This window comes from Acinetobacter sedimenti (assembly GCF_022601685.1).
Lineage (GTDB): Bacteria > Pseudomonadota > Gammaproteobacteria > Pseudomonadales > Moraxellaceae > Acinetobacter > Acinetobacter sedimenti.
In genome coordinates this window covers 115951-141063 of the sequence record NZ_JAKUML010000006.1, presented here as the reverse complement: position 1 = coordinate 141063, position 25113 = coordinate 115951, and the positions used below count along the sequence as shown (strand labels likewise).

The 25113-nt window shown below is 41.2% G+C and carries 19 protein-coding genes; 7 read left to right on the top strand and 12 right to left on the bottom strand.

Features of this window, described 5'->3' with window-relative positions:
- Positions 1 to 8: 8 nt before the first annotated feature.
- The 3 genes from MKI79_RS05370 to MKI79_RS05360 all read right to left on the bottom strand — a co-directional run bounded on the left by MKI79_RS05370 (position 9) and on the right by MKI79_RS05360 (position 4762).
- Entirely contained in the window at positions 9 to 884 is an 876-nt protein-coding gene (locus tag MKI79_RS05370; protein WP_241571017.1) for an NAD(P)-dependent oxidoreductase, read from the bottom strand.
- A gap of 36 nt (positions 885 to 920) precedes the next feature.
- Positions 921 to 1715, bottom strand: coding sequence for a crotonase/enoyl-CoA hydratase family protein (locus MKI79_RS05365; protein WP_241571016.1), 795 nt, complete (start codon positions 1713 to 1715; stop codon positions 921 to 923).
- A 131-nt stretch (positions 1716 to 1846) separates the two neighbouring features.
- Complete coding sequence (locus tag MKI79_RS05360; protein ID WP_241571015.1) at positions 1847 to 4762, bottom strand: ATP-binding protein; 2916 nt, start codon at positions 4760 to 4762, stop codon at positions 1847 to 1849.
- A gap of 186 nt (positions 4763 to 4948) precedes the next feature.
- Between MKI79_RS05360 and cysM the strand changes: the two genes are divergently transcribed.
- Positions 4949 to 5911 carry a cysteine synthase CysM gene (cysM, locus tag MKI79_RS05355; protein ID WP_241571014.1) on the top strand — a complete coding sequence of 321 codons (963 nt, stop codon included), beginning with the start codon at positions 4949 to 4951 and terminating at the stop codon, positions 5909 to 5911.
- Between the two features lie 39 nt (positions 5912 to 5950).
- Positions 5951 to 6760: a 3'-5' exonuclease gene (locus MKI79_RS05350; RefSeq protein WP_407651563.1), complete on the top strand. Its 810-nt coding sequence runs from the start codon at positions 5951 to 5953 to the stop codon at positions 6758 to 6760.
- A gap of 11 nt (positions 6761 to 6771) precedes the next feature.
- Here the strand turns inward: MKI79_RS05350 and MKI79_RS05345 are convergent, their stop codons facing one another.
- Positions 6772 to 7287, bottom strand: coding sequence for an SMI1/KNR4 family protein (locus MKI79_RS05345; RefSeq protein WP_241571012.1), 516 nt, complete (start codon positions 7285 to 7287; stop codon positions 6772 to 6774).
- A 140-nt stretch (positions 7288 to 7427) separates the two neighbouring features.
- On the opposite strand from MKI79_RS05345, the gene rlmD reads away from it, so the two are divergent.
- Positions 7428 to 8903 (top strand): 23S rRNA (uracil(1939)-C(5))-methyltransferase RlmD, encoded by a 1476-nt coding sequence (gene rlmD / locus MKI79_RS05340; protein ID WP_274619066.1) that lies wholly within the window; start codon positions 7428 to 7430, stop codon positions 8901 to 8903.
- A 237-nt stretch (positions 8904 to 9140) separates the two neighbouring features.
- Positions 9141 to 11447 (top strand): RelA/SpoT family protein, encoded by a 2307-nt coding sequence (locus tag MKI79_RS05335; RefSeq protein WP_241571011.1) that lies wholly within the window; start codon positions 9141 to 9143, stop codon positions 11445 to 11447.
- 46 nt (positions 11448 to 11493) lie between these two features.
- On the opposite strand, the gene MKI79_RS05330 is transcribed toward MKI79_RS05335, so the two are convergent.
- Together MKI79_RS05330 and infA are read right to left on the bottom strand one after the other, a co-directional pair.
- On the bottom strand, positions 11494 to 11922 hold the full coding sequence (locus MKI79_RS05330; protein ID WP_241571010.1) for a hypothetical protein: 429 nt from the start codon (positions 11920 to 11922) through the stop codon (positions 11494 to 11496).
- Positions 11923 to 12096: 174 nt separating this feature from the next.
- Positions 12097 to 12318: a translation initiation factor IF-1 gene (gene infA, locus MKI79_RS05325; RefSeq protein WP_004920223.1), complete on the bottom strand. Its 222-nt coding sequence runs from the start codon at positions 12316 to 12318 to the stop codon at positions 12097 to 12099.
- A 253-nt stretch (positions 12319 to 12571) separates the two neighbouring features.
- Between infA and MKI79_RS05320 the strand changes: the two genes are divergently transcribed.
- A complete protein-coding gene (locus tag MKI79_RS05320) occupies positions 12572 to 13591 on the top strand; it encodes an AraC family transcriptional regulator (RefSeq protein ID WP_241571009.1) in 1020 nt (339 codons plus the stop codon).
- Between the two features lie 16 nt (positions 13592 to 13607).
- Here MKI79_RS05320 and truA read toward each other — a convergent pair whose 3' ends face one another.
- From truA to asd, 5 genes are all read right to left on the bottom strand, one after another.
- The gene (gene truA / locus MKI79_RS05315) at positions 13608 to 14405 is read right to left on the bottom strand and encodes a tRNA pseudouridine(38-40) synthase TruA (protein WP_241571008.1); all 798 of its coding nucleotides are present in this window, start codon (positions 14403 to 14405) and stop codon (positions 13608 to 13610) included.
- A 59-nt stretch (positions 14406 to 14464) separates the two neighbouring features.
- A complete protein-coding gene (locus tag MKI79_RS05310) occupies positions 14465 to 15487 on the bottom strand; it encodes an asparaginase domain-containing protein (protein ID WP_241571007.1) in 1023 nt (340 codons plus the stop codon).
- A 47-nt stretch (positions 15488 to 15534) separates the two neighbouring features.
- Positions 15535 to 16653 (bottom strand): hypothetical protein, encoded by a 1119-nt coding sequence (locus MKI79_RS05305; protein WP_241571006.1) that lies wholly within the window; start codon positions 16651 to 16653, stop codon positions 15535 to 15537.
- 2 nt (positions 16654 to 16655) lie between these two features.
- Positions 16656 to 18389: a FimV/HubP-related protein gene (locus tag MKI79_RS05300; protein WP_241571005.1), complete on the bottom strand. Its 1734-nt coding sequence runs from the start codon at positions 18387 to 18389 to the stop codon at positions 16656 to 16658.
- A 216-nt stretch (positions 18390 to 18605) separates the two neighbouring features.
- Entirely contained in the window at positions 18606 to 19721 is a 1116-nt protein-coding gene (gene asd / locus MKI79_RS05295; RefSeq protein WP_241571004.1) for an aspartate-semialdehyde dehydrogenase, read from the bottom strand.
- Between the two features lie 280 nt (positions 19722 to 20001).
- On the opposite strand from asd, the gene MKI79_RS05290 reads away from it, so the two are divergent.
- On the top strand, positions 20002 to 21114 hold the full coding sequence (locus MKI79_RS05290) for an endonuclease/exonuclease/phosphatase family protein (protein WP_241571003.1): 1113 nt from the start codon (positions 20002 to 20004) through the stop codon (positions 21112 to 21114).
- A 485-nt stretch (positions 21115 to 21599) separates the two neighbouring features.
- Here MKI79_RS05290 and MKI79_RS05285 read toward each other — a convergent pair whose 3' ends face one another.
- Entirely contained in the window at positions 21600 to 23288 is a 1689-nt protein-coding gene (locus tag MKI79_RS05285; protein WP_241571002.1) for a DUF4394 domain-containing protein, read from the bottom strand.
- Between the two features lie 695 nt (positions 23289 to 23983).
- Here MKI79_RS05285 and adhP point away from each other — a divergent pair.
- On the top strand, positions 23984 to 25012 hold the full coding sequence (adhP, locus tag MKI79_RS05280) for an alcohol dehydrogenase AdhP (protein ID WP_241571001.1): 1029 nt from the start codon (positions 23984 to 23986) through the stop codon (positions 25010 to 25012).
- Positions 25013 to 25113: the final 101 nt, after the last annotated feature.

Below are 25113 nucleotides of genomic sequence, written 5' to 3'. Positions count from 1 at the left end.
AAAGTCTCCTAAATCTCCATGTTGATATTTAATATTATGCTCGAAAGGTCGTGTTCTGCAAAGCCATTTTGTTGATGTTGTTGTAATTGTGCTAAAGCGTGGCTTGCCACAGGGATATTTAAGCCCAAATCTTTTGCTAAAGTTGTGGCGTTATTTAAGTCTTTGGCAAGGGTTTGCACTTTCCATTGGATAGGCTCAAAACGTTGACTTGCCATACGTGGTGCGAGGATTTGAAATGGTTTGGAGTCGGCAAACCCACCTGCAAGTGCAGGTGCAAGCAGATTAGTATCGACACCTGCTTGCTGTGCGAGTGCGACAGCTTCGGCGATCAATGTGCTATTGGCAGCAACGATGAGTTGATTGCAAATCTTAGTCGCCTGACCTGTGCCGACACCGCCCATACACGTCACACGTGCAGATAGTGGCGCATAGACTGGTGCAAGAGCGTTTATTAAAGTCGCATCACCACCTGCAAAAATCACTAAACTGCCTTGCTCAGCGCCTACGGTACCACCAGATACAGGAGAATCAATCAAAGTTACATTTTTGTTTACGACTTGCGTTGATAGGGCGTGTGTTTTTGCCACAGACAGGCTAGAAAAATCAATAATGATTTGTCCAGTTTGCAGATTTGGCATGAGCTGATCAATTACTGCTTGTACAGCATGGTCATCAGCAAGACACAGCATGATAATTGGATAATCGCCAATTTTTTGCAGGTCTAAAGCAGACGCACCATGAGTGATGACTTCATCACATGCACTTGTGGTGCGGTTCCAAACAGCCACAGTAAAGTTCGCACCAAGCAAACGCTTGCTCATGCGAGAGCCCATCAATCCCATGCCAAGAAAGGCGATTGCGGTCTCTGTAGAAAATTGTGGCATAGCTTAAACCTGACTAATTATGGCGATCAACCAAGATTAACCATTAAATTGGCGTGGTGCAAAGTGGATGTCTGGATGTTTGTCTTTTTTACGTGCGATTTTACTGTTCTTACCTGCAATGAGGCGGAATTGCCAAATCTTTTCCAAACGTAATGCTTTGTTTGGTTGGTGTACCATCGCATCAAGAACACGTTTTGCAGCGAGCAAGGCATCAGGTGAGCGTTGAATCAGCTCTTCAGCTAAGGCTTGTGCTTTGATCATTGGGTTGTCATCGAGATGGGTGACTAAGCCGATGTCTTTGGCGTATGCACCGTCGAAAATACGTGCGGTGAGGGTCAGCTCTTTAGCAAGGTCTAAACCAATTAAGCCTTTGAGTGAACGTGTTAAGCCCATATCAGGCACGAGTCCCCAACGACTTTCCATGATTGACATTTGTGTATTCGGGTGGGCAATACGAATATCCGATGCGAGTGCTAGTTGCATGCCTGCACCAAAGCAATAGCCTTGAATTGCACTAATCACTGGAACAGGCATGCTTTGCCAAATGAGAAATGCTTTTTGGAATAGACTTTGACCCGGTTTAATGAGTTCCCATGCGGCAAATAGGCGATTTTTTGGATTATTCAAATCACTCAGATCAATCCCAGCACTAAAGACATTTGCTTCACCAGTGAGAATAATACAGCGAATTTTTTTATTCTTTTTTAATGATTTTGCGGTATCGACAAGAGCTTGTAATAGTGCAAAGGTCATTGCATTACGCTTTTCAGGGCGATTGAGTTTGACAGTTGCAATGCCTTGCGGATTAATGTCTACGCTCAGTAAAGACATGGGGGAGTTCCTTTGATTGTTTTTGAGATTGCTACGAATCATAGCATGTCGGTATTTCTGTCAGGATAAAGAAATTGACGCTAAGTTCACAGTCAACTCAACGTTACTTATGAAAGGGAGTTTCTAAAAACCTAGCGAGTAAAATACTCTTGTGCAGCAAGTCGAACGTGCGCCATCGCTTCGAGTAATACTTTATAGCGGTGTAACACCTGTTCGATAAAGTCGTCGTCGGCAGGGCGTTGCTCTTTGCGTAGTGTGGATACAAACTGTTCAAATTCACCAGTAAGCTTTTGCAACTGTGGAGTACCGACATAACGTGTTGCGCCATAGATGCGGTGAAGATTTTGCTCAAGCTGCGGAAAGTCTTCGAGCTCGATGAGTTGTTGCATCTCATGCTGTTCTTCATCAAAGCTATCAATAAGCATACGTAGTAAATCTTTGGCAAGATCAACTTTATTGGCAGCAAGTTGTAAACTTAAATTCCAGTCCAAGATGATGTCATCTGCATGATGTTTAATCTGCGATTGAGATGAGGTGCTCGATGTATGTACATTGCTTTCAGCATTTGATAATGCGTTGTTAGCTGAGATGCTATTTAGGTTGTTATTCAAACTATTATTTAAGGTGTTATTCAAATTGCTATTTGCAGAACCGTCGATGCTTTGAAGATTTTCAGCTTTTGTCCATGTGCCTAAGATTTGAATGAGTTGTTCAAGCTGGATCGGCTTAGTCACATAGTCATTAAAGCCTGCGTGCATTAGATTTTCTTTTTCATCTGACATGGCATGTGCCGTCAGTGCAATGATTGGCAAGTGATTCGTCTGTGTTGCATGATGTTCCATGCCACGGATTGTCTGAGTGGTTTCAGGACCTGACATGACTGGCATCTGAATATCCATAAAGACCAAATCAAAAAGTGGCTGATTTTTATCAAGGCGTTCTTTGATACGATTTAATGCAGTTTGACCATTAAGTGCGGTGGTGACTTCAACATTCAACTCATTCAGTAGCGCTTCTAAAACTACAAGATTTGGCAAATGATCATCAACGGCAAGAACATGCAAGCCTTGTCCATTAAACACAGGATTGCTCACGGTCTGTGTCTGATTAAAGAATAATTTGATCAGATTCTGACGACTCAGCGGTTGATTGAGTGCGATCGCATGATGGGTCTGCAAGACTTGCGGATCAAGTAGCGTTTGATAGCCATAAATCGCCAAATTGCCTTGATAGCGTGCACGAATCTCTTGTAACAAGGCATCCAGATCACCCGAATGATCGACGATCACCCATGCTTTTTCACCTAATTCATTAAACTGTTTTAAACGGCTAAACAAGTCCAAAATTGAGCTCGATTCATGATGCTGTGCGTCATAGTCTTCGAGATATTGTTTTAGAATATTCGCAGTCGCAGGGTGGGCGATGTGGCTGAGCACATTGAACTGTGCCATAGAAGTGCTAAGTTCAGGTTGATCATTTGGCAGATCAAACTGTACATTAAACCAAAAAGTTGCGCCTTTTTCGGTGGGATTGCGTTCTTGATTGTCTTCAAAACCAATCTGACCGTGCATCAGTTGTACCAATTGTTTTGAGATGGCAAGTCCAAGTCCTGTACCACCAAATTGACGTGTGACCGAGGTATCACCCTGACTAAATGAGGCAAATAATTTTTTACGATCAGTCCCACTCAAGCCAATACCGCTATCTTGTACAGTACAGTGCATGGTAATGCGGTTGGCTTCTTGGTGCTCAAGTCGTGTGCGGACAATAATGTCACCTTCAGGCGTGAATTTAATCGCATTCGACACGAGATTGGTCAAGACTTGTTTAAAGCGAAGCGCATCGCCACAGACTTGAAATGGCAAGTCATGATCATAATAAATCGCCATGTCGATTTGTTTTTCAGAAGCGAGTGGGGAGAGCATATCCATCACATCAAAAATTGCTTCTTCCAAATTAAAATTGGCCACTTCAAGCTCAAGTTTTCCTGCATCAATTTTAGAAAAATCAAGCACATCATTGATCAATGCCAAAAGATGTGCAGAAGATTTACGAATGGTTTGCACATACATTTGGTTTTCATCATTAAGCTGACCACGGCGCAGCATCAGGTGAATAAAACCGTCAATGCTGTTGAGGGGCGTGCGCAGTTCATGACTGATATTGGCAAGGAAAACCGATTTAGATTGATTGGCAGAGATCGCTTGGTCACGTGCTTTTTTATAAGTAATGTTTTGCACTTCTAGAGTGTCTAAGGTTTTACGCAAATCATCTTCAGTTTGTTCAGTATGTTCTTTGAGCTCTAAAAAACTAAAGTTCAAACGGCGCAATAAGGTCGCAATGTCCTTTTGAAGTAATGCCAATTCACCTGTGGAGTTGGTTTGAAAGCTTTTACCCAAACTGTCCGCATTCATTCGTTGCAACTGCAAACGAATCTCGTACATTGGCGCAATCCAACGTCGTGCGTAAAAATTTAGACACAATAATAGTAATAATAAAGTCAACAAACCAGTCACCACCAGTACCAACCACACACGATATTTGGCAAGGGTTAGCGGTTTGTTGTCCATCTCGATCATCAGCCACACAGGGCCTTGATCGACATAGCCAACTCGCATGCCGTAGAAGTGATTTTGCCCACTTTCCACAGGACCAAAAAAATTATAATTCACAGGGAATATTGGCCAATCACTTTGATTGCGATGCCCAACACTGAGGTGTGTTTGACCATGAATATCGACCAAAGCTGTGCGAATAATCTCAGGTTCATTGAGAATATATTGCAAAATATGCTGTGCTTCGGCCTGACGGCGAACCGTGCTTTTGTCGAGTTTGAGCAGGATCGAAGCTGTTTTTTGATAACGGGTCAACACCGCAGACGCCGCAGTGATTTGCTGGGTTTGCATAGAGCGAGAAGTTTCTTGCAAGACTAAAAAAGTACCTGCCAGCGACAAGATCATGATTGGCACAAAAATCAGTGCAATCAACTGTCCATAGGCATTACTAATTTTAAATCGGTGCCAAAAGCTTTCTGATCTTCGCTGCATCACAAATCGTCGTAAAAAAATTATGATTGTTTACGGATATTAGCACGCTTTAAATAATAGTCATTGCATTTTGCAGTTCATGTCGCAAGACTTTTGCGACGCATTGCAAATAGATACAGATGCAAACTACCGACTTTTTGACTACAATAAGCCTCTAAATTTTATATTTCTAAATAAGTTTTTATTATGAGCAATCAGCCTTCGAATTCTGCTTTGAATCCAGTTTCAGCACTGTTTAATACCGATGAATTTACCCTCGATCATTTTGTCGGTGGTACGCCATTGGTGCGTTTAAAGCGACTGAATAAAAGTCATGTGACTGTATTGGCGAAGCTTGAAGGCAACAATCCTGCGGGTTCAGTCAAAGATCGCCCTGCGTACAATATGATCATGCAAGCGGAAAAGCGTGGCGAAATCAAACCAGGTGATACCTTGATCGAAGCGACCAGTGGCAATACAGGCATTGCTTTGGCGATGGTAGCAGCGATGCGTGGCTACAAGATGAAGCTGATCATGCCTGACAATATGAGCCAAGAGCGTAAAGATGCCATGATTGCGTATGGTGCGGAGCTGATCGAAGTCACTAAAGCGCAAGGCATGGAAGGTGCGCGTGATTTGGCGCTACAGATGCAAGCTGAAGGCAAAGGCATGGTGCTCAATCAATTTGGTAATCCTGATAATGTTGATGCCCACTATCGCACCACAGGTCCAGAGATTTGGAATGCCACGCAAGGCAAAATCACCCATTTTGTCAGCTCAATGGGCACTACTGGCACGATCATGGGCGTGTCGAAATATCTCAAAGAACAAAATCCTGAAATTCAAATTATCGGTTTACAACCGTCAGAAGGCTCTTCAATTGCAGGGATTCGTCGTTGGCCGCAGGAATATTTGCCGACGATTTTTGATGCGAATCGTGTTGATCAAGTGATGGATGTTGATCAAAAAGATGCCGAAGTGACTATGCGCCGTCTTGCTCGTGAAGAGGGCATTAGTGCAGGGACATCATCAGGTGGTGCGGTGTGGGCGTCATTGCAAATCGCTGAGCAAATTGCCACTGAAAATCCTGAAGCAGTGATCGTATGTATCGTTTGTGACCGTGGAGATCGGTATCTGTCTACGGGCTTATTTTCACAGTCTGATGATTAATTGCTTATTCAAAATACTCAAAAAGGAAAATCCCAAATGATGTTTGGCAATCCTGTCTTGGTGTTTGATATAGAAACCGTGACTGCGCTCAAAGCAGGTCGCCAGCTCTATCAATTGGACTTGTCTGACGAAGATGCCAGCCAAGCCTTAGCCAAGATTCGTCGTCAGGAGTCAGGCACGGATTTTCCACGATTGCCACTGCATGAAGTAGTGTGTATTTCGGGTTTGTGGATTGATGAGGATAAATTTCAATTGTTTTCTTGGACGCAAGAGCAGTACAGCGAAAGGGAAATTTTGCAGAAATTTATCTCGATTTTTAGCAAGAAATCACCTGTTTTGGTCAGTTGGAATGGTGCGCAATTCGATCTGCCTGTGATCATGTATCGCAGTTTGTATTACGGTTTATCTGCGCCTGAGCTGTTTGAACAGGGCGATTGGAATAGTCAAAAACGCCATAATAATTACCAAAACCGCTACCATCCACGCCATACCGATCTGATGGATGTGCTCGCAGGATTTAACTTGCGTAATGTGCAAAAGCTCGATGATGTGGCGCAAATTCTCGGTTATCCTGGTAAGCGTGGTATCTCTGGCTATCATGTGGCGGATTATGTGAAAAATGCGCAATGGCTGAATTTGAGTAGTTATTGTGAGGGTGATGTGCTCAATACGTGGCTGGTTTACTTACGCTGGATGTTGCTTCGTGGCTTTATTCAGCAAGATCAACATCGGCAATGGATTGGACATATCATTCAATATTTAAACACGCAGTCACAACATGCTGAATTTTTGGAAGATTGGCGGAAAAGTAGTTTAAGTAGTGAGTTTACGGCGCAGGATTTTTTGTAATTAGATCAAAATTAAGTCGCCCAAAATTTATTACCTTGATGAAGCACAAACTGATGTAAAAACTCTTCAAAACTCCTTGATACGAGATACCAGTCTTTACGATCATCAAGTGGCAATACAACGTAAATATATCCAAAGTCTGTACTTTTAGGGTCGGCTCTTAATAGCAATAAATCTGAATCACCATAAAATTCACCAACTATGATGTCTCCAAGAATAAAATCTTGAGTTCGTTGGTTTTTGTGATAGTTACTTTCATGATCTAGTTCATCAATATTGTATAATTTTAAGCCCCACTGACCATATAACTCATCCTTAAATAACTCCGCACCATTTGTGAAAGAGCGGAACTCTTTGAAAGTAGGTGGTAGTGATAAAGACTTCAATTTTGCAAGATATTCATTTGATACAGGGTTTAAAAGACAGCGTAAAGGGATTGGGTTTTCATATCCATTATGCTTTACAAGTACTGGATTCGTACTCCAACTTTTTTCAATTATTCCAATTGTCTTTTCTATGCTGTTCATTTAGGTAACGATTACTTCCATAAATTTAATTCTAACGATAGAACTATAATTACATAGTGCTTTCCCCACAACTTTTATATACTGTCAGCGTCAAATTCCCAAATTTTCACCGCACAGAATCGTTGTATTGAGTATCTATTTTGAAAAAATATTCACGGTCACAGCCACATCACAAGCCAGTTGATCGCCGTTCCCGCCAAAAATCTACAACATCTCAAACGCTTTCAGCTGAGCCGATCGCATTTCATGTGACGAGCTTATCGCATGAAGGGCGTGGCGTTGCCATGTATGGCGCAAATGAAAATGACTTTGCTGAGAATGATTTAAGTCAAAATGAGAGCACACAAGCAGGTAAAAAAGTCTTTATTCGCTATGCACTCGCAGGGGAAACCGTCCAAGCTAAACTTACCAAATCACATAAACGCTTTGACGAAGCGGAAATGGTGGAGTTACTCAGTGCACCCTCCAAAGATCGGATTCAACCGAATTGTAAACATTTTGGGCAATGTGGTGGTTGTGCGCTACAGCATTTAGATGTTGAAGCGCAGTTAGTACATAAACAACAAGTATTGGCATCGCATCTGAAACACTTCGCCAATGTTGAGCCTGTAGAGTGGCTTACACCAATTCAGAATCAAAAAGCGGATTATCGTCGTCGTGCTCGCTTGGGTGTGCGTTGGCTTGCCAAATCACAGCAATTGATCATCGGCTTTCGGGAAGTACAGAGTAATCATTTAACGCCGATTTCAGAATGTACGGTTTTAGATGATCGTGTATCTGCTCATTTAGACACATTACGAAATTGTCTAAGTCAGCTTGATATTCGAGAGAAGATCACTCATTTAGAGTTTGCACTTGGGGATGCAGATATTGTACTGGTGTTGCGTCATACGGTGAGTGTTCCTCAGCAAGATATTGATAAATTGTTAGATTTTATAAAAACAAGGGCGTGGCAGCTGTATTTATTGCCAGATAGTTACCAAAGCTTAAGGCGCATTGATCAGCCTAATGCTATAATGCGGTTGCAATATGCTTTGCCTGCGTTTGATTTAAAATTGGCATTTTCGCCAATGGATTTTACGCAGGTCAATGCCAATGTAAATCAGCAGATGGTGTCATTGGCATGTCAGTTGCTTAATCTCAAAGTAGGTGAGCGTGTGCTTGATCTGTTTTGTGGTTTGGGTAACTTTAGCTTTGCTTTGGCGCGCTGTGTTGGTGCGACTGGGCAGGTGGTTGCAGTTGAAGGTGTGGATGAGATGGTGCATCGTGGTTTTGAGAATGCAAAACTCAATCAGATCGACAATGTGCAATTTTATCAGCAAGATTTGGCAACAGATTTTTCTGATCAAGCATGGGCGAATCAGGGATTTGATGCGCTACTGATTGATCCGCCAAGAGCAGGCGCATCGCAAGTCATGCAATATGTGGCGAATTTTCGTGCCAAACGTATTGTCTATGTGTCTTGTGATCCTGCGACATTGGCACGAGATACGGCGATGTTGATCGCACAGGGTTACAGCCTTTACAAAGCGGGTGTGATGGATATGTTTACTCACACCGAGCATGTAGAGTCAATCACGTTATTTGAGAGAACTGATGTTAAAACTGAAATTTAAGCTTTAAATTTGAAATTCGAGCGATTAAATAGACGTTTTAAATCAGAATGAATTGAATAATCTCATCTGAGATTGTGATTAAAAATTTGCAAGTTTTTAGAAATTCTGTGTTGTAGTTCAAATTGCCGTATTGATGTTTATATAAATTGTTTAGATACAATAGATGTTGTGATAAACCGAGTTTGAAAAAACTAGTGTAAAGCAAGATCAACAAGTGATAATGATACGGAGGATGGTATGGTCACAGTACGGGAGGAACTACCAGGAAGACTCAACGAGCTTTCTGTAGTGACGACTGGGGAGCATGCCGCAGAAACACAAATCGACTTGGTGGCTTGGCTTGAGCGTATCGAACAGCTCAATGGTCAACCACTTGATTTGTTGAAGCAAGCGAGTCATTCAGCACTTGAGTTAGAACTAAATAGCGCAGTAAAGCACCGCACCAATGCCTTTGCGATGGGTGTTGGGATGGCGGATATTTTGGCGCATCTCAATGTCGATGAGCACACATTGGTTGCAGCGATGCTGTATCGTAGTGTGCGTGAAGGTTTTGTCGAACTAAGTACCGTCGAGGAACAATTTAGTGATGACGTTTTACAGCTCGTGCAAGGCGCACTGGCAATGGGGAAACTGTCTGATCTGATTGAGCAAAATGAACATCTCGAAGATCATTTTAATAATAATAAACGTGAACATTTGACAGGCATTTATAAGATGCTGATTTCGGTCACTGAAGATGTACGTGTGGTTTTGATTAAGCTTGCAGAACGTACATATAGCTTACGGCAGTTGAATAATGCTTCAAAAGAACGCCAAGAACGTGTTGCACGTGAAGTCTTAACAATCTACTCACCGCTTGCACACCGTCTTGGTATTGCACAGCTGAAATGGGAATTGGAAGATCTAGCTTTTCGCTATCTTTCACCAGATCGTTATAAAGAAATTGCCTCACTGCTCAATGAAAAAAGAACCGAGCGTGAGCAATATATTCAGTCTGTGATTGCGCATTTAAAGCAAGAACTCGAACTTAATGATATTCATGCGGAAATTACTGGACGTGCGAAGCATATCTATTCGATTTACCGCAAGATGCGCAGTAAAAACCTCAGCTTTGATCAGTTGTATGACATTCGTGCGCTCCGTGTTTTGGTAAATAATGTACCTGAGTGCTATCACGCTTTGGGTATTGTGCATCAGATGTGGCGTCATATTCCGCATCAGTTTGATGATTACATTACCAATCCAAAAGCCAACGGCTACCGTTCATTGCATACTGCGGTGATTGCTGAGAATAAGTCGCTAGAGATTCAAATACGTACCCATGCAATGCACCAAGAAGCAGAGCTTGGCGTATGTTCGCACTTTAATTATAAAGAAGGTGAGAAGCGTACCGATCAACGCTTTAATCATCGTCTGCATTCATTGCGTTCTGTACTTGAAAATTATCAAGAACGTAAAGAATCACAACCTGAACATCTCAATGATGAAGATGAGCAAGATCAGGAAAATCTTCAAGATTTTGAAGGTTTTGAGAAAATTTATGTATTTAGCCGTGATGGTGATATCAAAGAATTGCCTCGTGATTCGACGGTGCTTGATTTTGCCTATCATGTACATACCGAAGTCGGGAATCGTTGCTATGCGGCAAGGGTCAATCAGCGCTATGTGCCTTTGACCTATGTGCTTAAAACTGGTGAGCAAGTTGAAATTCTCACCAAGAAGGATCGTGAGCCAAATCGAGATTGGCTAGTCAATTCACTCGGTTACATCAAAACAGCACGAGCACGTGACAAGCTTCGTCATTGGTTTAGACAGCAAGATCGTACCAAAAATATCGACGTTGGACGTGAAACCTTACATAAGGAGCTAACACGTCTAGCGATCCACCCAAAAAGTATTGATTTGAATGACTATGTAAATCACTTCAATGTCAAAACGGGTGACGATATTTTAGTGGCGTTGGTGACAGGTGATATTGGTTTGCATTCGTTGATGAATCAAATCAATAAACAAATGCACCTTGATGCGGATGAGCCAGAGCTTGTACTCAAGCCGACGCTGAATCCTCGTGCCAGTCATACGCTCTCAGCACACGGCATTTTGATTGATGGCTTGGATAATGTAGAGTTACATATCGCTCGTTGTTGCCAACCTGTACATGGTGAATCTATTGGTGGTTATATCACGTTGAATCGTGGTGTAAGTATCCATAAAATTGCCTGCGCAGACTATCTACGTATGATCGAGAACGAACCTGAGCGTGGTGTAGAAGCGGATTGGGAAATGCAACCGACACGTGGTCAGAGTGTGCAGATCGTGGTGGAAGCTTACGATCGTCGTGGCTTATTGAAAGATTTGACGCAAGTCATTTTTGCAGATCATGTCAATATTCGTCAGGTGAATACACTTTCAGATAATGACGGCATTGCCAATTTAAAACTGCTTATTGAAGTGAAAGGCTTGGCACAACTCTCAAAATTGCTTGCTCGACTGGAGCAACAGCCAGGTATTATTAGTGCACGACGTTTGGTGCAAGGTAGTTAAGCATTTTAACTGTTTTGGATAATTTTTAGATTAAGAAAGGCTTGTATTAACAAGCCTTTCCTTTTGCTTCCCAACTTGTCACGATTTGATTTTCTAAGTGGAAGGTAATATCGCATGTCATATCAACTTCATAAGAGTTTGCCGATGTATGTAAAGTTGGTCGCATCCCACTAGCGCCTCCACCAGAAGCACCATAATTAGGTTCAAACATTGGGATTGGTAATGCGATAGGGCGATGAATACGATATTGCATCATAGATTGGTTTTGTTTCCCAATTTTTGTTTTTGAAGCATCGAAGCCAAACTGTTTGAAGTTAAGTTCTTGTTTCAATTGATTCTGCGTTTTACCTTTAAATTGGTCGAGATAAGCAACAAAGTCTTGTCTTTTAGTCAACTGGTTGCTATTTACGCAAGCTTGCAAACCTATGGTTCCAATTGCAATGATCAAAATACTTGTTATTTTAAAATGATTCATTAACTTCCCCAATAATGATTTGTGTTTCGATTATATCTGCGCTTAATACAATGATTAAGCACTAAAAAAGCCACAGAATTCAATTTTGTGGCTTTTACAATTTAAGGGCTAATAGTGTAGATTAATTCATTCAATTACTTCAAAAAATAACTTTATGCAAAAATCAAACGGTGCTTAGCGTGCACGATAAGTAATACGACCTTTAGATAAGTCATATGGTGTCATTTCGACTTTGACATTATCGCCAGTCAAGATGCGGATATAATGTTTACGCATTTTACCTGAAATATGAGCGATAACTTCGTGACCGTTTTCTAAACGAACACGGAACATTGTATTTGGAAGCGTTTCGGTGACAACGCCTTCAAACTCAATGAGTTCTTCTTTATTGGCCATGGCCTACCTGATTGATTGGAAAATAGTGGTGCGTAATATAGCAAAAATCATCCAAAATCTCAAGTGAATCTCAACGTAATTTATTCTAGAGTATGTCAGATAGAAGGCGCTTAATGATGTAGAATGCGATTACAATGCCTTGAATTGAAAAATTTATAAATATTTTGCAAAAATAAGACAACATACATTGTCAGTTTGGTCAATTGGCGCTAATCTTAATGTGTTAAAACGATAAACACAAAGGATGTATGGCGTGAGTCAATTAACTGATGCGTCGGTGATTTTGCGATTAGGCTACCAAGCAATGCGTCGGGCAGGTTTGCCAACTGAGGAGATTCTTGCCAAAGCAGGTGTTGCACAAGGGCAGATGCAGGCAAATGCCCGAACACCACTGAGTGCACAGCATGCTTTTTGGTCAGCATTAGTACAAGTAACAAGTGATGAAGATGCAGGATTGCATCTCGGTGAGCATTTGCCTTTATATCGTGGGCAAGTGATTGAGCATCTGTTTATGAGTAGTGCCAACTTTGGTGAGGGTCTACAGCGTGCTTTGGCTTATCAGCGTTTGATTAGTGATGCGCTGAGTGCCGAGCTTGTGATCAATGAAGCGCATTGCTATATCACCAATGGAATGCAAGAGTTTGTCGATCCGATGGTCAATCGTCATTATAGCGAATGTATTTTTTCTGGCGTATTACGTTTTTTCAAGTTTGTTACAGAAGGTCGCTTCACCCCTGCATTTATTGATTTTAACTTTGAAGAAGGTGCCAATGAAGAAGAGTATCTTCGCGTGTATGGTTGCCCAGTCAGTCTAGGACAACGGGAAACACGGCTTTATTTTGATCATGCTATTTTAGAATTTCCAATGTGGCAAGCAGAGCCTGAACTTCTTCAACTACATGAGCAGTTGGCGGTTGAAAAACTCCAAGAATTAGCACGTTATGATCTCGTTGGTGAGGTGCGCCGTGCGATTGGCTCAACATTAGAAAGTGGTGAAACTACATTAGAAACTGTGGCGGATCAGCTCAATATTACACCTCGCCGTTTGCGTACACAGCTGAGTGAAGCGAATACCAGTTTTCAGCAAATTCTTTCAGATTATCGTTGTCGCTTGGCGAAAAAACTGTTGGCAAGTACCAATGAGAGTGTTGAGCGCATTGTCTATTTAACAGGGTTCTCTGAACCAAGTACATTCTATCGTGCGTTTAAGCGCTGGACAGATGAAACACCTGTAGAGTATCGCAAGCGTAAGCAGTTGATACATAATAATTAATTTTATGTAAAAGAGTTTATTCTGGTAAGTTAAGCCACAATGGTCCAACTGCTGTTTTGGGTAGCTGAAACTGCTCTGGATAATACGCATTAATAAAATACAAACCGTGTGCAGGTGCAGTGATACCTGCAGCTTTTCGATCTTCTGCAGCGAACATATCATCAATATGATCCACATCATAAAACCCTTGCCCGACTTCGAGCAAGCATCCAACGATATTGCGCACCATATGGTGTAAGAATCCATCCGCCTGAATATCAAGCACTAAATAAGCACCATGTTGAAATAGATGACAATGTTTTACATGGCGTACAGGTTGATTGGATTGACAGGCTGTTGCACGAAAAGTTTCAAAATTATGCGTACCTTCGAACTTGAGTGCAGCACGTTGCATTTTCTCCACATCCAATGCGTAGTGTGCATGCGTGACTTGTCCCCAAAGTAGCGCAGGGCGACGAGGTGCATTATAGATTACATAACGATAGCGCCGTGCGCAGGCTTTAAATCGTGCATGGAAATCTTCACCCATCGGTTGAATCCATTGCAAAGCGATGTCTTTTGGAAGCTGTGAATTTGCGCCCATGATCCAACCAAGCTCAGGACGGATTGCATTGGTATCAAAGTGTGCAATCATATTGGTGGCATGCACACCTGCATCGGTGCGTCCTGCGCCGTGAACGATGATGGGCTCATCGGCGATTTTACTTAAGACGGTTTCGATGGTTTCTTGAATGCTACGTACACCTGCTTGCTGAGTTTGCCAACCCTTAAAGCGTGTACCACAAAATTCAATACCAAGTGCAAAGCGTTGCATAACTGACAGATTACCAAAACGATTAAATAGACGAGTTTAAACAATTAAAAACTTAAAAATTAGCTTATAGCTTTATTGCGCCAATAAGTTTGCCAATTCGGCTGATCAGCATATTGCAAATATAGAAGCACACAACGAGCATATAAGTCAGCTTGACTATAATGTGGATCAACCACGACACCAAGCTCAGTTAACCATGAAGCGACAGCATAGTCATTTGTAAGTTCGCCGAATAATACCTGACTGCTGATAATCACCCAACATTTTTTTGCAATCAAATTTTGCAGTGCAGATTTTAATGATGCTGAATAAGCCAAATTACCTGCACCAAATGCTTGTAAAATCAATATGTGCGGTGAATTTTGTTGAAATGTGTCGAGTTCAGAGGCAAGATGATCGGGTGATGATGGTACGCAATACAAGTTAGCGATACGAATATCTTTAACTTGGGATAACCATTGTTCAATTTGATGTAAACCAAACTCTTGAACTACGCTTTGCCATCTTCTTGGCAAAGGATTGCTTTGAAAAGCATCGAATTCACTGGTGTGTGCTTTGATACTTTGATTGGCATGATGAAGCTTGCATGCAAAAGCGATATAACAACCTTGAGCAATGTCTTTAATTTGCTCAATGCTAAATTGATAATTCGCCCACGCATCACTGCTAGGGTGTAAATTTGCACCTGATTGTTCTAGTAAGGGTAATTGACTGCCAGTCAAAATAATATGCAGTCGATCAGCGAATAGATGTGATAAAAATGCCGCAGCATAGTGCAGGGTATCTGTCCCATGAATAATAATAAAGTGTTGAAAATGATTCGATAATTCGAAAATTTGCTGTGCAAGTCCAAGCCAGTCTATCGCAGAAAGCTCACTGCTATCTTTGATACTTGGTGCCTCATAAAAGTGCAAACTCTGCGCTTGTAAGCTAGAAAACTGGTGTTGAACACTGTGCTGTTGTAGTTTTTCTAAGAATGCTTTCGCAGGCATGGGGTAGAGAGGTACTCCGATACTACCAAAAGTACCGCCCATATAGATCACTGCAATATGTGTTGAGGTCATGCGAAAAAAAATAAGCAACTCGGAAGTTGCTTATTGTAGCTTTAAAATCTGTTCTTAAATAAAAATTAAGCGATTTTCTGCAAAAGTTGTTGCACTTTCTCAGCTTGATCTGCATTCAATTGTGTTTGATCCACATTCAAAAGTTGCTTCGCAGCAGCAATCTCACCAAGTCTGACATACTGTTCTGCCAGTTCGATATCTAGCTCGACTGGATCAACTTGGGCGAGCGTAGGGAAGGCTTGTGAAATTGGATCATCTGCATCAATATAACCTGATTCTATGGTTTGATTTTCAAATTGTGGCGATTCTTCGATTACTGTTTCAGTGAAGATACTTTCTTCTGCTCGCAACTCATTGTGAGTATCAAAACTGTCGTCAGTAAGCGACTCATCATTAAACGTAAGTTCGTTCGTTGAACTATTATGTTGATCAGATATGTCTTTATCTAATTTAAACTCCAAATCTTGTTCTAAATTAAACTCAACAGGAGGTGGTTCAATTAAAGGACTTGTGGGCTCAATATTTGAGTTTAACTCATCAAAACTTGAAGCGCTTGTGGGATTGTTGAACGTTAATGGCTCGTTTGTTGAAGATGTAGCATTTGCGTTGTGATGAGTATTGAGAGCATCAAAATCTGGAGTTTCTGCCACATTGGTTGAAGGTGTGTATTCAATAACATCGGCTTTTCTAGGATCTCGCGCTGCTAAAGCAGCTTTATCTTCTAAATAAGCTTCTTTTCGGTTGAAAAGTTCTTGATAAACTTCATTTAACCCTAAGTTTTGCACCGCTGTAAGTAGCTGATTCATTGCAAAATCATCATTTTGCAATACATAAATATTCATGAGTTTTGAATACAATGCGTGTTGAGTTGCATCTTGATTTAAGGTTTGATTAATGACACCTTCGGCTTTTGCAAATTGACGGTCAGCAATCATGACATCTATTTGACTGAGAAGGTTAGAAATATCAACTTTTGGTTTGTTGATCTCTTTTGGTTTATTCTCAGTTGTTTTTTCAGCTTTCTTTTCTTTGGTTTGCGCTACTTTTTTATTGCCTTTAACATTGGGTGTTGGCTTGGAGAGTTTCTTTTGTTTCTGTTCAGCTTCAGCTTTACCTTGACGCATACGGACAAGCACTAAGCCAATAAGCATTACCACACAGATGACTATAATTGCGGTAGACATGTTTATGCTAACTCCTGCTCAGTGGTAGATTGATTTAAAGTAGGTTTTCCAGAAAACAGAGTTTTAGAGTTCTCTGAAAAATCGGAACGTGAATTGGTATTAGATTTGATTTGATTAATAGAATCTGTATTTGCTTTTTTCTTTTGCTTGAGTTGTTGTTCTAACTCAGCTAAACGTGCGTTGAGTAAAGCAATACGATTTTCTTTAACAACTAATTCTCGATCTAGTTTTCGAACATTATTTTGTAGACCAACTGCTGTTATGCGTTGTTGTTTGACTTGTACTGTTAATTCGTTACTAACTTTTTTATCAGTACCTTTTGCCTTTGAGCCTTGGGTAGCACCTTTACTGTCCCCAGCAACTATACTCATATGTGCTTGAGATTGTTTTTCAGCTTGAGAAGGTGCATTGTTTTGCTGATTTTTTGCTATCTGATTAGCGGAAGCTAATGGTTTTGGTACGTCGACTTTTTGCTTTGGTTTTGCTGCTTGATACTCATAGGCAAGTTTAAGAATAGCACCTTGCTTCAGTTGATTAGCTTTACCGTTAATAAAGGCATGCTTATTATTTTCTTGGATTTGTTCCATGATCTGTGATATCGGAATATTCTCTTGCTTGGAGATTTGATTCGCTATACCCCACAATGACTCATTGGCTTGAACTTTATGCTTTTCTTTTGCTGTTGAGTTCGATGGATTTATAGGTGTATTTGGCTTTTGGGTCTTTACGATGTTTTGTATTTTTTGCTTTGGTTGCGCTTTTATTACTGGTTTTGATTCAATTGGTTTTGGCTTGTTCGATTTAGCGTCTACTTTAGTTCGTGGTGTTGCTTTTGCAATAGGTTGTTGCTTCGTTGAAGGTTGAATGTTAGCCATTGTTTGGGGGGTAGGATAGATAGTTTCTGGTTTGGACGTAACTTGAACCGCACTGCGACGACTCACATTAATATTTACTTCACCTTGAGGTGATGGGATTGAAGTAAAGTCTTCTTTGACGCTCTGTGCCTGTATAGATTGATTTTTTGATACGATTATTGGTGGATTTGGTGTAGCTATTTTTGTGGCTTGCGAATCTTGTTGTTTTGTTGTTTGAGGTTTTACGGCCAGTTGAGAAGTGGCGTTGACTGAGCTCGGAGTTACAGGGCTTGGGGTGATATTTGCTACTTGCACGGTTGCTTTTTTTTGCATCATTGGAGGGATAGATGTATTAATTTTTAGCTGATTTTCATTCTTGATTGGTAAAACTTCAGGCAGACTCAGTTTTAAATCTTGGTCGTTGGTAACGTAGCGTGGTTTTAATGGTGTTTCATTTAAGCTGTTTTTTAAGCGATCAATTCGACTTGGCAGGCTAGCTCGTATAATCTGCATACGAGTTTGACCTGAGTCCTCAATTTTTAACGTCAGGTCAATAATGTCACCATTAATTGGGCGAGTTGAGGTAATAATAATAACCCCTTGACCTTGTTGGTTTTGACGAACATAGAAATTATAATGGGCGTATTTTGCCTCATCTAATACAGCAACTTGACCAAGTTCGAATGGTTGTGCGATTGATATTTTCAAAGGAGTGGTACTTTGGGCTTCACGAAAGGGAATCTCTGCGTACAATGGCTCACCACGAGATGAATCAATATTGACAGGGTCTAAGGTGAGGGCATGGCTGATAACAGGCGTCAGAATCGTTAGCCCTAAGCCTAATTGAAAAAAAGCTACCCCAAATTTGTGTTGCAATCCCATGATCGTTCCATCTTGCTTATTTTTTACTGTACCACTTTGGACGTGATGTCATTCACATCCTTTAACAACTGTTCAATCTAACAATATCACGTATAAATGTGCGCTTGTAGGCATTAATATGTTGAAAAAAACCGTAGAGCAAATGAATTCACTCTACGGTATAACTTACAATGCTTCGTTGCGTTTAAGCAAGTCGATTTAATCTTTTATTTCAGTTTAAGATTTGTAGTCGATCAAGATCCGAAGCATACGGCGTAATGGCTCAGCTGCTCCCCAAAGGAGTTGATCGCCTACGGTGAATGCACCGAGGTATTCTTTACCCATATTGAGCTTGCGCAAACGTCCGACTGGAATAGAGAGCGTGCCAGTCACTGCGACAGGCGTGAGGTCTGTCATCGAGGCTTCACGTGTATTAGGTACGACTTTCGCCCATTGGTTAGATTGAGCGATCATGTCTTCAATCTCATTCAAAGGCACATCTTGACGAAGTTTGATGGTCAACGCCTGCGAGTGACAACGCATTGCACCGATACGTACACAGTGTCCATCAATCGGAACAATCTGCGTATTACCCAAGATTTTGTTGGTTTCAACTTGACCTTTCCACTCTTCTTTTGATTGACCGCTTTCAAGTTGTTTGTCGATATATGGAATCAATGAGCCTGCGAGTGGCACGCCAAAGTTTTCTTTCGGGAAGCTGTCGCCACGTTGCAGTTCTGCGATTTGACGGTCAATATCCAAGATTGCAGACTTCGGATCATCCAATAAACCTTTGGTATTATTGTACAAATAGCCCATACCAGTGATCAGCTCACGCATATTTTGCGCACCTGCACCTGATGCGGCTTGATAAGTCATTGCAGTCATCCATTCCACCAAATTGTTTTGAAACAATGAACCTAGACCCATCAACATCAAAGATACGGTACAGTTACCACCTGCAAAGGTTTTGACACCATTAGCCAAACCATTTTTAATGACATTGGCATTGACAGGATCAAGTACGATGATCGCTTCATCCGCCATGCGTAGTGTGCTTGCAGCATCAATCCAATAGCCATTCCAACCTTCTTTGCGAAGTTGTGGATAGACCGCAGACGTATAGTCGCCACCTTGACAGGTGAGGATCACGTCCATCTGTTTTAAGCGACTAATATCGTTAGCATCCATCAAAGCAGGGGCTGTCTTTCCACCTAATGTAGGTGCTTCACCACCTGCATTACTGGTCGAAAAATAAAATGGCTCAAAGTGAGCAAAATCATTTTCTTCAACCATACGTTGCATCAGAACAGAACCAACCATTCCACGCCAGCCAACCAAACCTACTTTCATGTCATCTTGCCTCAGGTTTTGTAATTAAAAACAATTAGGGATAAAGGGACTAAAGTGTAGCAAATGCAATAGGTTCTGCACAGCATTTATCATACGAAGTGGTAACAATTCTATAAGCTTGCGGGCAAAAAATGCAATCCAAACTCTGATGATCTATTCAGCTTTTTAAAACCTGATAAATAACAAAAAATTTCTGCATCTACTGCCATCATTGGTTAATATCAGTGCATTAAAGTAAGATTGACCAACAAAACGAATAAAAAGTTTGGGGATTTACAGCATGTTGTTGTTTGTGATTTTGGCAATATTGGTGATTTGGCTGACCATTTCGTCACGGATTCCACGTGATGAATGGTGGTTTCGTATTGCTGATTTTCCACGATTACAAATTTTATTTGTCGGGATTTTAACATTGGCAGGGCTGATTTGGTGGCCTGAAGCGTGGACGATTTGGCGTGAAATTTTACTCATTGCCTTGATGGTCGCAATCGCATATCAGCTGAAAATGATCTTGCCTTATACGTTTATATGGAAAGATCAAGTCAAGTTGGTGCGCCAAGAAGACCTCAATCCTGACAATCAAATCTCCATGATCGTGTCCAATGTACTGACACCAAATCGTCAATATCAAAAACTGATTGATCTAGTCGATGAGTTGCAACCTGATTTGTTACTTACTCTCGAAACCGATCAATCTTGGCAAAATGCCTTGAGTGTCATTGAAAAAGATTATCCCTATCGTGTCGCTGTGCCCTTAGACAACCTCTATGGGATGCACCTGTATAGCAAGCTTGAGCTGAAAGATGCTGAGGTGAAATATTTACTCTGTGATGAGATTCCATCCATTCATGCCTCGGTGATTTTGCGCTCGGGTAATGAGGTCGATTTGTATTGTTTGCACCCACAGCCACCGAGCCCGACCGAAGCTGCGGAGTCTACTTTGCGAGATGCGGAACTACTCATGGTTGGTGATGCAATCAAAGATATAGATCAAAGTTGTATCGTTATGGGTGATCTCAACGATGTGGCTTGGTCGAAGACCACACGATTGTTTCAGCGCATCAGTGGTTTGCTTGACCCACGTGTTGGGCGCAAATTTATCAATACTTTTCATGCGGACTATCCATGCTTCCGATGGTCATTGGATCATGTCTTCCACAGCATTGACTTCGCCTTAGTAAAAATGGAACGACTACCACATATCGGCTCGGATCATTTCCCTGTGTATACCGTACTACAAACTGATCGTATGTATGAGGACATCCATGAGGAGATCGAAGAGGAAGACGGTGATCAAGAGGAAGCAGATGAAAAAATCCAAGAAGGTATTGAAAAATCTCGGACTGAAAACTTAAAAACTGATATTCCAAACGGTCAAGTACAAGCGTCATAAAGGGTGATATGTACTGTTGTAAAAATACTGTAAGAAATGGCTTACAAAAGCTGTTGTGATTTGCGACTTTCGGTGAAAGTGAGTTTTTCTTAAGATAAGTTCATCAGCGCAGGATCGGGCTTGGAAGCCCACACTATGGATAGACTTTAGCTGAATGGAACATCATCATGGAAAAGATGTGGTAAGGAAGACCTAATAAAAACAAAAATCGTCGCACAACCGCATATTGCCCGAATTGAACAGGGAGTTCAATTCGGGTTTATGTTTTTTTTGATGTTGTCATTTCATTATTTTAAGTTGATTTCATCAGTTTCAATAATTTTTATTGAGTATCGTTTGTTAGTTATCATCATTGAATCAATGCTTTGTTGCTTTATTTTTTACTGTATTCTCTCAATGTTCAAATAAAATAGTTAAAAACTAAAAAACTTAGCCCAACACTGTTGAACTAAGCTAGATTGACTGATCGAAGTTGATTGATGCTGTTATTTCAAGAGGATTGCAATATCAATCACACTGCTGTCACCACCAATCATGGATGCCTCTGCGTTTGGAGTGCCATCAACATTCACAGCAGGACGCATTCGAGGTGTAGTGAGGCTTGTATCAGGATTGATATCTACACGATATAGCATTGAACCGCCACTTGTTGATGGTACAGTGGCAAAGGCAAAGCCATTATCACCGCCTGCGATATCAAAGCCATTATCCATGCCAAGTGAATTTGCGATTGTGCCGATAGAGATGAGCGTACCATCATTTGGCGGTAACTGTTGTGCAAGCAAATTGTTAGCTTGATCGATATCAAATAACGCTGTGCCTAAGCCTTCAATCGACGTTTGGAAGCTATTGGTGTAAGCTGCACCTGTAACTACAGCACCTTCGATACCATTTATTTCACCGTCTAAAATAGTTTCACCCGTATCGACATTAATTCTTAAGTTTTGCCCTGTATTGCTAATGACACGTAGGCGGTCAGCGGCAGGGTTGAAGTCAACTACAAATTGCTCGCCTTCCATTTCTTCAAAAGCGCTGTCAGCTGCTGGTGTAAGTGTGCTGACCATGGTGCTGACACCCGTTGCTGGGTCGATGGTGTAGAGATTAGATTGATTAGTCAAACCATATAGCATGCCAGAGTTGTCTGTCATCGTGCGAAGACGGTAATCAATACCAACTAAGCGCTCATCTGTAGCTAATCCTGTGACCATGATTTCAGTGGTTTCACTCGGTGTCATCAATGAGAAGCTGAGCATCTTGTTGTCAGTCGTCAGACCCAATGCCATTGCTGAAGAGTCCTCAGCAGGCTTTAAGGTAATGCCACGAATATTTTTGTCATTATAACTCGATGCCAAATTTGACGAGCTCACCACAGCATCAGCTCCAGTGGCAACATTTGCAAGGTTTAAGGTGTGCATCATATATTGACCAGATGACTTCAATGCAATAAATGCTTCATTGTTGATGCCATTAATGTCAAAGCCAATCGAGCCTGCAATATCGACACCCGTCGCCAATGCGGTAGACATACCTAAAGTCCCTGCATTGGCGTTCTGTAAATAAATGCGGTCGCTATTTTGATCAAGACTATATAGTTTGGTTGAGCCTGTTCCTGCAAAGGCATTGGTATATGCACCAGCGATGACAGATGGATCGCCACCATTCATATTGATCATGCCATCAGTGATGGTTGCACCCGTATCGACATTGATACGCAAATTTTGTCCTGTTTCGGTCATCACTCGAAGTCGATCTGCAACTGGATTGAAATTGACAGTGATCAGATCAGCATCACCCATAATGGACTCAAATGGATCATTACCATCAGTAGTGTCTTTTGGATCTGCTGTCAATGCTGCAACAAAAGTTGCCTCGCCCGTATCAGGGTCGACGGTATAAATATTACCTAACATCCCAACTGCGTAGAGCATGCCATTGCTCGGGCGATAATCGATACCCACCAACTCATCGCCAGATTGCAATCCTGATACGCTTCGGTTGGACACAACTTCATCTGGAGCATTTTTGTTGATTGAACTAATCATGCCATCACTGGTTAGAATGATGGTGTCTCCTGATGTTGAGGAAAAATTATTGTTTGAATCGTCATCATTACAGCCAGCTAAACCGATACTCCCAATGGCACATAATGCTAAAACTAAATTGCGCTTTTTCATACTGTCACTCCTGACATTGCTTTGTTCATTAAAGACTTGTTTATTCAGTTGATTTTATAGCTTCCATTTTTTGACTTGCTTAAACCAGAAACGGTATTGCTGTGATTGACTCTGTAAAAATTGAAAGCACGAAACTACATCGTTGCTTTGTTTTTATAAACGTCATTACTACACCAAAAAACTTGGCGAAAACATAAGAATGCACATCTGATTTATGCAAAAAGATATGATCAAAATAAAAGCGAAGTTTTATTTTTTATTAAACTATCGTTTTGCATTATGAATGTATAGTTGAGCTTAATAGTGCGAGTGTGGTGGGTAGGTATGATCGTTGTAATTCTTCACTTAGACTTCACATGTTGTATGATTAAGGTGCAGTTATCTCTAAAAGAACACTCAGCCTAAATTGGACAGGGAGTTCAATTCGGGTTTATGTTTTTTGGAGTTTCCATTTTTAGAAAAATGAATCTTAAATGACGCTGAATAAGATTTACTCAGCTAGCTTGATATTTTTAAAGCTGTTCTGATCGACCAAATAATCTTCTTAGATCAGCATTTGAGGTGCATTGAATGCGCAGTTTGAACTTTTCGCGATTCAATTAAATCGCACATACCAAATACCTACCTTCATCTTGTTATGGTCAAAGCATCGGTATCATCAATGATGCTGATATCTAGGAAATGGAGATAAAAAGATGGGAACTATGAAGGCTGCTGTTGTGACAGCATTTAATCAACCTTTAGAAATTAAGCAAGTGGAAATCCCTAAAGTCACTACAGGTAAAGTCTTAGTGAAAATGATTGCTACGGGTGTTTGTCATACAGATTTACATGCGATGCACGGTGACTGGCCTGTAAAACCGACCGTACCATTTATACCTGGACACGAAGGCGTGGGTGAAGTGGTGGAAATAGGCGAAGGTATTCACCATCTCAAGGTCGGTGATAAAGTGGGTGTGCCATGGCTGTATTCTGCCTGTGGACATTGCGACCATTGCTATGCAGGTTGGGAAACCTTGTGTAAAGAGCAACAAAACTCAGGTTATTCAGTGAATGGTAGCTTTGCTGAATATTGCCTAGCTGATGGTGAGTATGTTGGCGTGATTCCTGAGGGTGTTGATTTGCTCGAAATTGCGCCAATTTTGTGTGCAGGTGTGACTGTATATAAAGGGTTAAAAATGACAGAGGCTAAGACGGGGGATTGGGTTGCCATCTCTGGTATTGGTGGTTTAGGTCATGTGGCGGTACAGTATGCCAAAACGATGGGTTATAATGTTGTTGCAATTGATGTTGATGATTCGAAACTTGAGCTGGCTCAAAAGCTAGGTGCAGATGTTGGTATCAATGCGCTCAAACAAGATGTCAAAGAAGCGGTGATGGCTGCCACGGGTGATGGTTGTCATGGTGTATTAGTGACTGCAGTTTCGCCAAAAGCCTTTGAGCAAGCAGTACAAATTATCCGCCGTGGCGGTACGATGGTGTTAAATGGCTTGCCACCAGGTAAATTTGATTTGTCGATCTTTGATATGGTACTTGAAGGGATTACTGTACGTGGTTCGATTGTTGGCACACGACTTGATTTAAAAGAAGCATTAGAGATTGCTGCACGTGGAAAGGTCAAAGCACACATTAGTGTCGAACCTTTAGAAAATATCAATGATATCTTTGATCGCATGGAAGCAGGCAAAATTGATGGGCGTATTGTTATTGATATGTCATTGTAGACTGTTAGCGCTATGAATCGGAAATCCCCTTTCAGTTGAATCCAACTGAAGGGGGATTTTAATATGTGACTTCATCTTTTAGTTATTGCAATTCAATCGGT